Genomic DNA, 11,334 nt, shown 5'->3' on the forward strand with positions numbered 1-11,334 from the left:
GTGGAAATTAAAGATGGTAAAATTTGGAGCGAACGGGATGGCACTGAAATGGGAGTAGCTAATGAATTAGTAGAAGCTGGTGTTCCGCGCACAAGATATAGTTTTGGGTTTTAAAGCACCCTATAAACGGAAATTTACTGAGTTTGCTGTTGGTTAAAGTGGTAGGTGCGAGCGCAAGCGCGGAAAAGATACGGGGCGATCGCACACCCACGAGTAACCCCCCTGCACAGTTAGGAAAGCCAAGAAACCTCTCCAGAAACTAGAGTTGCAATCTTGATATATAAGGCTTCCAGAATCTTTTTTGGAGAAGTCTGATTGTGATTGGCAACAATTTGAAACCTGTATCCAGAATTCCTATCTCGTTGAGTGAATCTATCTTCTGAACCAGATTGAGAAGCGAGCATGAAAATTGATCGTTACGCTCAGCGTGGAGACATCATCGGCGTTCAGCAAGAACTAGCATTGGGAGTCAGTATCGATTCGATCAACTCCACTGCTGATTCGTTTAAACCCCAAACCCCGCTTCAATGCGCCCTTGCAAGTCCAATCACCGGGATAGACATGGTGGAATTTCTGCTCGCTCAAGGTGCAACCTTATCGCTCACACCCAAGCAGGGAAAATCTGACCTATATTGGGCAGTCTGCTCTGGCAACCTTGAGAAAGTTCAACTGCTGCTGAATTTGGGAGCGGAGATTGGCTACGTCGATGCGAATGGTTATGACGTGCTGATCGATGCCATGTTCAGCGAAGCGCAAGGCGCAGAGAAAATTGCACTCGTGAAATTTTTGATTGCAAAGGGGGCTGGTTTGCAGGGTCGAAGCTCCTATGGCGAGTCCGCGTTGAGTGTTGCCTCTCGCTGTGGCTGGTTTGAGATGGTGCAAGTCCTTTTGGAGGCAGGCTGCGATCGCGCTCTACTTGGATGGACAGATCTAATGCACACAGTCGCATTTGGAACTGTATCGGAGATAGAAGCCCAACTGCAACAAGGTGCAGACTTGACGACCGTCGATGACTGGGAGCGTACACCTTGGCTTCTGAGCCTGCAAGCGGGAGATCTAGAAAAGGCTCAATACTTGCTCAATGCAGGGTCAAATCCGCGAGCCACTGGACGCTGTGGCAAGCTGCCCATGATGTATGCCCTAGAGTCTGGTAATCTTCCCATGCTCTCTTGGTTGATTGAATTAGGCTTGGATGTAAATGCTGCGGATCAATTTGGCGAAACAGCATTAATGCTAGCAGCAGAACTTGACCAGGTAGAAGCCGCATCAATTTTGTTAAACGCAGGCGCGATCGCTTCCCAATCCGATGAATACAACGGAACAGCAATCAAGAAAGCAGGCAGTGTAGAAATGATCGAAGGATTAATCGCAGCAGGAGAAGATCTCGCTGACATTGAATCCTCAGATCGACGCCTCTTCACCAAAGTGGACTTTCCAGGAGAATGGGAATTGGCTCGTCAGCACTACGACGCTGACAAATATCCTCGGTTTGGAACACGCAATCCAGAAGTGATGAATGTTCCGTTTTGGCGAGAGATGGTGAGATTCCGGGGTGGCGCTTGTACCGCTCGCTCTTACTATCACGACACTGAATATAATGCCGAAGAAGCTGTTTGGTGCTTTGATCGATTTGGACAATCAATCACACGACTGCCAGATGGACGAGTGGTCGAAATTGCTGGAGAACACGAGGACTATTACGATCCAGACTTTTACATTTATAACGATGTCGTGGTCTATGATGGGCACGGGGATTTCCAGATTTACGGGTATCCCAGAACCGTATTTCCGCCCACTGATTTTCATACCGCAACCTGGGTCGATGGCTGGATCTACATCATTGGCAATTTAGGGTACTCCAGCGATCGCAGAATTGGCGAAACCCCAATCTATCGTCTCAACTGCATCACCTTTGCGATCGAGGAAGTCTCCACCCAAGGAGAGTCTCCAGGCTGGATTAGTAGCCATCGTGCGGTTCCACGAGATCGTCAGCTTCACATCAGCAGTGGAAAGGTTTGGGCGATCCAACAGGATAAGCCGATGCTGGTTGACAATACTGCAACGTACATTCTGGACTTAGATCAGCATTGCTGGCATCGAGTTGAGGCAGAATCATCATGACTCTCGAAGCTGTAAAACATCAATAGTAGACCCCAGTGAAAACTGCCAGAAACTAGCTGAAAAATTGGCAGTAGCCTTCCTAGCAGGATGAAAACCGACACCCATCAAAATGCGACAATGGGACTCGCACTATATAAGCAGTATTAGTGGGAGAGTAATTGTAGATAACTAATAACAATCGCAGCAAATATTGAATTATTTTATGTTATAAATATACCGGTTTGTATATAAAGTATGCGCCTAAGTTACCAGTACCGAATTCGACAACCGTCCCATCTTTTTGAGAGATTAATAAATCCCTCCTCAGAGGATTGACTTGGAGATCGTAAATTTTGCCTTTAACCTCAGTCGAACCATCAGTACTAGGAGTACCAAGGACATCGGCAATTCTTTGAGTAATTTGAGTCAGACGGTTGAGGGAACGAAGCGATTCTAAGTCTTTGTTCATAGCAATAAGCGCTTGCTCTGATAAAGCTTGACCAGATTTAAAAGTGTTGGCAACTTCTGTAATTCTGGCAAGATATTCAGATGATTTTCCTAATTTATCGGCGGCGGCATACCAGGTTCTTAGCGTTTCTAAAGTTGCTTGTTCGTAGGTATTGATCGTTTCTGCCATCACCCCAGCTTGGGGAATAGCTGGGTGGGGTGAGGCAGTAGAAACAGATGCAGTGAGTTCGGGTGGGTTAGCTTTGGTGTATCCGTTAACTTGTTCTAGAGAATAACCGTTTTCTTTGAGGTAGTTTTGTACTAATTGATCGGTGCCGGAAGCGTTGCCTACTACAAAAGAACTTCGTGATGCGATCGCTTTCTCTAACAGCGGAACATAATGGTTCTTAAAAGTGGTTTCAATTTGTTCATTTGAAGCACGCCAGGGGCCGTTACCAGAAACCATAATGATATCATTCGCAGAATAGACCCCTGTGTTAGCAAGTTCTCCCCAAGCTTTTTCGTAATTAGCAGTAGAACTGGGTGTATTCGGGTTAGCTGAAGTGCCAATAAATTGCGTAGCAACTTCAGCCATTGCCCTATCTTTGGGAAAATTGCCAGCAACCTTTTCGTTTAGAGGTTGGAGATTGGCGAGAGGGTTACGAGTCTTCGGGGGAAGGGTAGCGTTCTTTCCTTCGGTGGTTAGTGCTGGTGGGGAATGTGCAATTGCTTCTGCTACAGTCGGAACTTGCGACGTTGCTACATCCGTTTTAGCTCTTTCCAATACCTGCGAATACCCTGCAATCAAGGCACGAATAAAGGGAGAATCTTTCCCTTTTCCTTCCCAATAATTGTCTCTGCTGGAAGTCACGTAATGGGTGCAACTTTCCAACCATTCCACTCCACCCCGGTCTTTTATCGCCTCAAACAAACGGGGATGCTGCTGGAGTTTGGCTGCAATAATTGCAGTCATTAGTTGCACTCTGGGTTCGCCGTTTGTCACGGTTTCTTTGTAATACTGATATGCTTGTTCTGCCGAAACAAAGGGGACGCCTGCGGGTTTATCAACAGGCCAAGTTTCGGCACGACAACTTCCAGCAGGTACAAACGGGTTTGTGAGGAAGGAAACCGGATAATCTTGTTGAATTTTTCCCAATTCTTTAGCTTTGACTGTGGGGCTAGTCAGTGCTGCACCCAAAGGATCTGTACTGCGAGAACCGATATTAATGGGTGCGCTGATCGCTTTAGGATGTGACCGTGAATGCTCCTGGTTGACCGCAGAAAATGGTAAGATTTTTCCATCAACATAATCGCCCAGCGGTTCCATGTGCAGTCCCCAAACTTGGGGTTTATCTTTAAATAAATGTGGCAGTGCTTTGGCGTTATGCTTCTCCATTTGGGCCCATTGTTGTTGGTAAGTTGGGTCGGCAATCATTTCTTTTGTAATCGGGTATTGCTTGCCTACCCGGAAGGCGACTTGCACAGAACCTCCATCTGCGATTGCGCTAGCCGCGCCTGCACTTTGTGCAATCGCAATATCGCCTTCCTTAAATCCATATTGTTTTAATGGTTCGTAACTTCTGGTAGTGTGGCATCTACCATACCCGCCCATGGCATCAATGCAAGTAGAAACGGGCAGAGGATTGGGTTTTCCCGATATGGTGGCGGCTAATTCTTGCGGTTTTGCACAGATAGTTGCCGTGGGACACTCTTGGGCAATAATCTCTTTAACGATTGCCCAAGTTGCATCTTTTTCCTGTTGAGTTTTGCCGCCAGCGAGTCCCGACCCCAAGCGAGAGGGGATATAAATGGGGAGGTTATTGTCTTTGGCATACTGGTTGACTTGAGCTAATCCTTGTTTTAAAGCCTCAAAATCTGTCTGTCTTTGATTGGTGCCATAATTGCACTGACCCGCGACGTTTGCGATGGCTAAAGATGGTTCTTTGGGTTTTGATACGGTTACGAATTGTACCTCACCCAATTGCCAGTTTTGTTTGTCGAAATAGGCTTGTTTTACTTGAGGCCATTTATCTGCGATATGCCTCCGGCACGCTGGCGCGAACGCCTCCGCAAGTCCCGCACCCATCTTATACTGGCAGTTAACCTGCTGCACGATAATACCTTCTTTAACTTCCAGCATATCTTGCTGAATTTGAGCAAGAGAATGTTTTGATTCAATCTCGGTTACTTGATCCAATTGGACAATTTTTACCGGGTTGTTTGCAACAATCTCAGGTCTATCGGGCAAGGTTTTAAGCTGCTGGAAATAGTCCGATCCTTCTAACGGTTTGCCAAACTTGCTTGTAAGAATGTGGAGGGCTTCTGGTTCAATAGTGTTGATGGCAAGTTGGAAAACAGTCAAACCCTTTTCTGTCTCTAACTGTGCTTCTTCTTTAGAAACTTCGACAAATTCAATGCCCCTCAATTCTAACCACTGTCGCACGACTTGCTCTTTATGGTTATCAACGGCAACACCCATCACACCTAACACCTTACCTTCAGATGAGGTAAATAACACGGAAGTTGAAGTAATTGCCAACCAATCGAGTGCCAATTATGCCGATGAGTTCATACAGTTGTTACGGGAAATTCGGGATAAGTTGAACGAACAAGAGTTACCTGCGGCAGCCAAGCTAAAAGCAGCTTTGCCTCTCGTGCCTGGGATTCTTTCCTATGAGGTGGAACTAGATACGGAAAGCTCGTTGAGAAGGGCTTTTGGGCCAATCAGACGGCTGTTTCGAGGTGCAATTGAAAAAAAGTAATTAGCGTCGATGATTGTCCCTATCGGGGTTTGTCGGCTTTTCGGAAGGAGGATGAAAAGTTTTTCTTTGGGCGGCAGAAGTTTGTTGATAGTTTAGTTGAAGTTGTATATCAACAGCCGTTAGTAGCGGTAATTGGCCCTTCAGGTAGTGGGAAGTCTTCGGTTGTATTTGCGGGACTGATTCCCAAGTTGAGACAAAAGGGAAACTGGCTGATTGAGTCTTTTCGTCCTCAGAATCAACCTTTTTTTGGACTTGCTTCGGCGCTGGTGCGGTTGCTGAAGCCGGAATTAGACGAAATTCAGCAGCCTGGTAGAGCAGCCGAATTGGTAGCTGACTTGAAACGGGAGTTGACGCTACCGCAGGTGGTGGCAAGCATTTTGGCACGCTATCCCGGCAAACGGTTGCTGTTAGTAATTGACCAGTTTGAGGAACTTTATAATCCGCGCAATGATTCGGAGCAACAGCCGTTTGTGGATGCGTTGCTGGCAGCAATTCAGTCAACGCCGAACGATTTAACGGTGGTGTTGACGCTACGGGCTGATTTTTTGAGTCACGTGCTGAATTACCCAACTTTTGGAGAAGCCTTACAGCAGCATAAGCCGCAGTTGCTCGGTGCGATGAACCGGGAGGAGATGCGGGAAGCAATTGAGCGTCCGGCGGAGGAAATGGGAGTAAAACTGGAGGAGGGGCTGACTGAGCGAATTCTGGATGCGGTGAAGCGGGAACCGGGTAATCTGCCTTTGCTGGAGTTTGCTTTAGAGCAGTTGTGGAGGAGACAGAAAAACAATCGGCTCACCCATGATGCTTACGAGGATATCAAAGGTGTGGAAAAGGCGTTGGCTGGGTATGCACAAGCGGTGTATGAGGAACTGACTCAGAAGATAGACGGGAAACAGATACAGCAAATCTTTATCCAGTTGGTGCGTGTGGGGGAAGGGACGGAGGACACGCGACAACTGGCTACCCGTGCTGAGGTGGGAGGGGATAACTGGGATTTGGTGATGCAGTTAGCTGATAAGCGTTTGGTGGTGACGGGACGCGATCAGGCGACTGGGGAAGAAACGGTTGAGGTTGTGCATGAAGCTTTGATTCGGGAATGGGGTTTGTTGCGTCAGTGGATTGATGAGAATCGGAAAAAGTTGATTCAAAAACGGGAAATTGAAGATGCTGCTAAGAGGTGGGGAGATAGAGGAAAGGCGAAGGATTATTTGCTTGGGGGGAAAGTGTTGACTGAAGCGAAGGTGTTTCACAAGCAGGAAGGTGGAAATCTGAGGTTATCGGATTTTGCTAAAGATTTTATTGGGCAAAGTTTAAGGCAGAGACGAAATAATCGCATCAAGTTTGTTGAACTGGGTTTAATAGTTTCCCTCGGTTTAGCAGTATTTGCTGGGCGAGAAATAAGGATAAGGCAACTTTGGGCAATCGTGAATAGTGAGAGGATTGATAGTCCTGTCAGAATCAAAGCACTTCAGGAGCTGGTGAACCTTAATATCAGCAGCTATGTCAACCTCAGCGATGTTGACTTTGGTGGTGCCGACTTCAGCGGTACATTTCTTTTCAACGCTAATCTCAAAGGTGCTAACCTCAGCGGTACTATCTTGAGCCGTACCATTCTCGCTAATGCTAATTTCAGCGGTGCTGACCTTAGCAGTGCTGACCTTAGCAGTGCCAAAATCAGCAATGCCAACCTCAATAGTGCCAACCTCAATAGTGCCGACTTCAGCAATGCCGATCTCAGTGCTGCCAATCTTAGAGATGCTAACCTTAACTATGCTATCTTCATCGATACCAACCTAAGTCAAGCTAACTTTAACAGTGCTAATCTTAGTGAGGCTGACTTTAGCAATGCCAACCTTAGTGGCGCTGACCTTAGCAATGCCAACCTCAACAGCGCTAACCTTGATAATGCCGACCTCAATAGTGCTAACCTCAATGGTGCTGACTTTACAGATGCCATAAATTTGACTCCTGAACAAGTTAAATCTGCTAAGAATTGGCAGCAAGCGGAATCCGATGAAGAGTTTCGTAAAAAGCTAGGCTTGAAATAGAAAGCGGGAAGATGAGGGAATCGTTTTTTCCAGTCCAAAGGTAACAGCAGCATCGGAGGTTTTTCAATAATGTCTGTGGAGATACAAACTCTTGTTGAGAGACGGTTGGGAGTTTCGCTTTCAAGGGATTACTGAGTTTTATCAGCGTTAGCAGATGATTGAATTTGCTGTATTTGGTTTTGTTGTCAGGTCGGATTTTCGTTGTGTTGGTGATGTTGATGTGTTAGCGATTTTATTCAAATTAATATCTGGCATCAGTAAAATTATCTGTCTGCGATTGAAATTGATGGTTGACTTTGCTGTTAGCCCGCCTGGGATTCAAATCGATGGTAGGCTTCGCTGTCAGCCCGCCTGCGATTTAAATCGCAGGCTAATAGGGAAAGTCCATTAAAATGGACTGGGTGGAAAGAAACCCGGTTTCGCAGAAGTTACCGGGTTTCTGAGGTTTATCAGTCGGTTTTAACCGACTTGAGCTAAAAGCCTTTGAAATTGATTTCCGGGCGGGCTGGATGGAAATGCGATATGCTTTTTTGGATGTGGTGAGAGTCCGACGCATTTTTTCAATTATTTTCAATTCACCCCCAAATGTAATTTAATTGCAGCATCCACTAATTGCATTATTTCCTCACTCAAAGTTCCCACTACGTCGCCATCAATCCGCTGCTTAGAAATTGTGCCGTTGCTGACCCGTGGTGAGGTCGATCCACTCATCTAGCTTGAGTTCACCTTGAATGCCAATTAAGCTGCCTTTATCTGTGTAATTAGCAGCAAATTCGGCAATTTTACCCCAAATTTCCAGCGCTACCCAATCCGGTTCTTCCTCTTTTTTGCTGGGGCGACGATTGACAGCTAGAGACAGTTTTGTGAGGACAGCACCACTTTCAAAATATTGGGTTTCCGGCTTTTGACCCACGGGACCAACCAGGTTGATGACGTTTAAATTGTCTGACATGCTCCTCTCCATTTGAATGCTATCATTACCTGGGCGACAGCGCTAATCATGTCGCAATAATTACTGTGCGACAGCACCAATTGCCTATCAAAGCAAAACTAAAGAAATCCCACCAATCCAAAGGGGATTGATGGGAGAATTTCTTAGGTAACTTGCATTTTGTCAGCCAGGATAGCAGCTAGCGAGTGATGTTCCATCTTGTTTCTGCCTGAGATGTTGTATTCACCAGCTAACTTTTTGAGCTTGGTTTTACTCAGTTTTAAAAGGTGTTGCTCTGTAACTAAAGTAGAATCTTTTACCAAGTCATCGATTGAACTATCTCCGGTTAACTCAGCATCTTCTACTGCTTCCAAAGGAGTCGGCGAGGATATGTTTCTAGGTTCATCTCTAGAATTTTTCCTCTTTTCAACAGTTGCTTGCTCAACCTCCACCTGCTCTACCTCTGGGTTAGTAGGAGGATCTATATTTTCTAGATCCTCCCCCATCTCCTGCAAGTTGGCTATATCCTCTAAGATTGTTCTAGGGTTTTCTGGAAGCTCAGAGAAGACAATAGTAGCACAGTATTTGTGGATAGAAGAGCGAAACTTTGCACCAGCTTGTCTGGTGTTGGGAAGCTCCAGGGTCAAAAGATTGCCTTTGACAGCAATTTTTCCTTGAAAAGAGCAGCACGATCCCGTACAGAGGTAATTTCAGTACCAGCAACACGCTCAGATTCACTTGCTAGTTTTATAGCCTCTTCCTTGTTGCCCTCTACCTCTGCTAACTCAGCTAAACTTAGTAGTACAGTAGCCATTGTATCATTGCGACTAATTTCTTTGCTGAGTAGGAGGCAGTCTTGATAGTAACGTCTAGCTTGCTCATAATCTCCTTGTAGAAAGTGCCATTGCCCCAAATTTAGCAGTGGGTTTGCTTGATAGTAGCGATACCGACTTCTCAAATTAGGATAATCTTCTAGTAAAATTTGATATTTTTTTATAGATCTATGAAACTGCTGATAACTCGCAGAAAAATCTCTCAAATCAAGATCCACGCATCCAATAACATTTGGTAATTCTGCTTCAGAAAAAGCCAATTTATCATCAATAGGTATTTGGCTAGGTTTGATATTCAAAATTTCCCCAGCTTGATGATAATACTCCAGAGCAGTTTCCCATTGCTTTTGCTGATGTGCCAATACTCCCAAATAGCGTAGCAACCTACATTATTTTAAAAATTATTTAAGCAATTGATACTTCTGTAGCGATTCCTGGAAATATTGCTGGGCATGGACAAAATCTTCCCCTTCCATGTAAGCCCAGCCCAGTTCGCTTAATAGCTGTGCTTGAACCTCAACATTATTTACATCTCTAGTATTACCGCAGCGAAAATAATCGTTACAGTCAGATAAAAACCATAATCTTCCACTCACTTTTTACCAGATATTAAATAGTAATTTGAATGAATGTTCACTTTCATCATGGCGACAAGGAAGTTCTGTCAGTGCAGGGCAACTCCTCGGTCAAATTGGCAATCAATCAGGGGCAAATCACTTGCACCTTGAAGTGCGGACTCCGCCTTTCCAAGGAACTGGCGGTGCAAGTAAAGACCAGAACTTTATCTTGAATGCTACCATGAGTCCCCTGCAAGCCTTTTGGCAATCTCGTGGAGGTACTCCCACACCTGGCAATGACAACATTAAAGGAGGTGCGGGTAACGACAATATTAACAGTTTAGGAGGAAATGACACGGTAACTGGAGCCGGAGGAAATGATACCCTTCGAGGCGACAGTGGCAATGACCTTCTCTATGGCAATGACGGCAATGATTTATTATTTGGCGGGACTGGAAATGATACTGTCATTGGCGGCGCAGGTAACGATGTTTTAGATGCCTTTTACTATAGTGGCTTGAGCGGAAATGGGGAAGTTGACTATTTACGCGGCGATGCAGGTGCAGATACTTTCGTCATCGGTGGTTCTTACGGAAAAGGCTACTTAGGTAATAGTTGGGCTGTCATTCAAGATTTTTCAAAATCCCAGGGTGATAAGATCAAAGTCCAAGGAAGCCTCAGTCAATATCAATTGCGCTCTGGTAGTCAGTATGGCTATTCCAGCAATGATACAGCCATTGTTTTGAGCAGTAATTCTAAAGAAGTTTTGGCTGTTGCATTGGGAGTTTCGTCATCTAATGGCAGTATTCAACTCTCAACTAGAGATTTCATAACCACATAAAGCTCAAACTACCAGCTGTTAAAAACTTGGTCGCCAAAAGGCGATCGCTTTTCTCATCCGTGAAGCGCGATCGCCTTTTTATATCTGCAACCATCAATGGATTCTCTTCTAAATTCGGGTTGCTTTTGACGAGCGCTACTGTCATCTCACGAGCTAAATTCAGCAAATCCTTATCATCGAGTATATTCACCAAAGCCAACTCCGAAATTCCCGCCAGACGGATCGCCTAACGAGGAAGAATGTCATCAAGGCGAAGTTGCAAGCTCTTTAGCAGAGGAGAAATAATCGGTTGACCGAGGCGAAATTGTTGCTGGGTGTAATCTTCGTCAATCAGTTGACAAACAGTGAAAGTCGGTTGTTTCGGTTTACCGATAAAAGCCACTCCCCCCAAGCCGCGATAATCAACAATCCAATACTCACCAATTCCTAAAAGGGCATATTCTTCAACTTTTCGGGCCTAGTCTGTTTCCCAGTTATTACTGACAACTTCTACCACCAATTTGATCGATCGTCCCAGGGTAATCACAGGTTCTCTTTCCCATAAGGGAACGCTTGAGAGAACAGTTTCATCTAACACGACAATATCGGGACGGCGAGCGGTAGCTGCATCTGCGAAAGGACGAATTAAACAAGTGCGGGGAATGAACCAGGGGAGTTTTTCCGCAGTAATGGCAATGCCGATTTGAGTTGCCAGTTTACCCCCCACGGTTTCGTGAGGCCCGGTAGGTGACCTATCAACTAATTCTCCGTCAGCGAGTTCATAGCGGGGATTGTCACGATATTGCTCCAAAAATGTTTCAAAACTTAGGAGCTTT

The 11,334-nt window shown here is 45.4% G+C and carries 10 protein-coding genes and 2 pseudogenes; 5 read left to right on the forward strand and 7 right to left on the reverse strand.

What is annotated here, in order from left to right; translation table 11 throughout:
- Both ACE1CM_RS21440 and ACE1CM_RS21445 read left to right on the forward strand, forming a co-directional pair.
- A pseudogene (locus ACE1CM_RS21440) lies at window positions 1-157 on the forward strand (element excision factor XisI family protein); the annotation flags it as partial.
- A 245-nt stretch (window positions 158-402) separates the two neighbouring features.
- Window positions 403-2,121, forward strand: coding sequence for an ankyrin repeat domain-containing protein (locus tag ACE1CM_RS21445; RefSeq protein ID WP_374880178.1), 1,719 nt, complete (start codon window positions 403-405; stop codon window positions 2,119-2,121).
- A 205-nt stretch (window positions 2,122-2,326) separates the two neighbouring features.
- Here ACE1CM_RS21445 and ACE1CM_RS21450 read toward each other — a convergent pair whose 3' ends face one another.
- Window positions 2,327-4,990: a hypothetical protein gene (locus tag ACE1CM_RS21450; protein WP_374880179.1), complete on the reverse strand. Its 2,664-nt coding sequence runs from the start codon at window positions 4,988-4,990 to the stop codon at window positions 2,327-2,329.
- On the opposite strand from ACE1CM_RS21450, the gene ACE1CM_RS21455 reads away from it, so the two are divergent.
- Together ACE1CM_RS21455 and ACE1CM_RS21460 are read left to right on the forward strand one after the other, a co-directional pair.
- Complete coding sequence (locus ACE1CM_RS21455; protein WP_374880181.1) at window positions 4,962-5,309, forward strand: hypothetical protein; 348 nt, start codon at window positions 4,962-4,964, stop codon at window positions 5,307-5,309. The genes ACE1CM_RS21450 and ACE1CM_RS21455 overlap by 29 nt on opposite strands.
- 29 nt (window positions 5,310-5,338) lie before the next feature.
- The gene (locus tag ACE1CM_RS21460; RefSeq protein ID WP_374880183.1) at window positions 5,339-7,357 is read left to right on the forward strand and encodes a pentapeptide repeat-containing protein; all 2,019 of its coding nucleotides are present in this window, start codon (window positions 5,339-5,341) and stop codon (window positions 7,355-7,357) included.
- 664 nt (window positions 7,358-8,021) lie between these two features.
- Here ACE1CM_RS21460 and ssb read toward each other — a convergent pair.
- The 4 genes from ssb to ACE1CM_RS21480 all read right to left on the reverse strand — a co-directional run bounded on the left by ssb (window position 8,022) and on the right by ACE1CM_RS21480 (window position 9,717).
- Window positions 8,022-8,309, reverse strand: a complete 288-nt coding sequence (gene ssb / locus ACE1CM_RS21465; RefSeq protein WP_374880185.1) for a single-stranded DNA-binding protein — start codon at window positions 8,307-8,309, stop codon at window positions 8,022-8,024.
- A 143-nt stretch (window positions 8,310-8,452) separates the two neighbouring features.
- Window positions 8,453-8,935 (reverse strand): hypothetical protein, encoded by a 483-nt coding sequence (locus tag ACE1CM_RS21470; protein ID WP_374880187.1) that lies wholly within the window; start codon window positions 8,933-8,935, stop codon window positions 8,453-8,455.
- Entirely contained in the window at window positions 8,932-9,483 is a 552-nt protein-coding gene (locus ACE1CM_RS21475; RefSeq protein ID WP_374880189.1) for a tetratricopeptide repeat protein, read from the reverse strand. The genes ACE1CM_RS21470 and ACE1CM_RS21475 overlap by 4 nt, the downstream gene beginning before the upstream one ends.
- A gap of 39 nt (window positions 9,484-9,522) precedes the next feature.
- Window positions 9,523-9,717, reverse strand: a complete 195-nt coding sequence (locus ACE1CM_RS21480) for a hypothetical protein (RefSeq protein ID WP_374880190.1) — start codon at window positions 9,715-9,717, stop codon at window positions 9,523-9,525.
- A gap of 25 nt (window positions 9,718-9,742) precedes the next feature.
- On the opposite strand from ACE1CM_RS21480, the gene ACE1CM_RS21485 reads away from it, so the two are divergent.
- Window positions 9,743-10,519: a hypothetical protein gene (locus ACE1CM_RS21485; protein WP_374880192.1), complete on the forward strand. Its 777-nt coding sequence runs from the start codon at window positions 9,743-9,745 to the stop codon at window positions 10,517-10,519.
- On the opposite strand, the gene ACE1CM_RS21490 is transcribed toward ACE1CM_RS21485, so the two are convergent.
- Entirely contained in the window at window positions 10,506-10,709 is a 204-nt protein-coding gene (locus ACE1CM_RS21490; RefSeq protein ID WP_374880194.1) for a hypothetical protein, read from the reverse strand. The genes ACE1CM_RS21485 and ACE1CM_RS21490 overlap by 14 nt on opposite strands.
- A 36-nt stretch (window positions 10,710-10,745) precedes the next feature.
- Window positions 10,746-11,334 (reverse strand): annotated as a pseudogene (locus tag ACE1CM_RS21495) (Uma2 family endonuclease); the annotation flags it as partial.

Source organism: Microseira sp. BLCC-F43, from assembly GCF_041929235.1.
Lineage (GTDB): Bacteria > Cyanobacteriota > Cyanobacteriia > Cyanobacteriales > Aerosakkonemataceae > Microseira.

What these genes read in the sequence shown, in the direction of transcription:
- ACE1CM_RS21455 (WP_374880181.1), top strand. Translation starts at nt 4,962, where the DNA reads ATGCCCCTCAATTCTAACCACTGTCGCACGACTTGCTCTTTATGGTTA.
- ssb (WP_374880185.1), bottom strand. Translation starts at nt 8,309, where the DNA reads ATGTCAGACAATTTAAACGTCATCAACCTGGTTGGTCCCGTGGGTCAA.
- ACE1CM_RS21445 (WP_374880178.1), top strand. Translation starts at nt 403, where the DNA reads ATGAAAATTGATCGTTACGCTCAGCGTGGAGACATCATCGGCGTTCAG.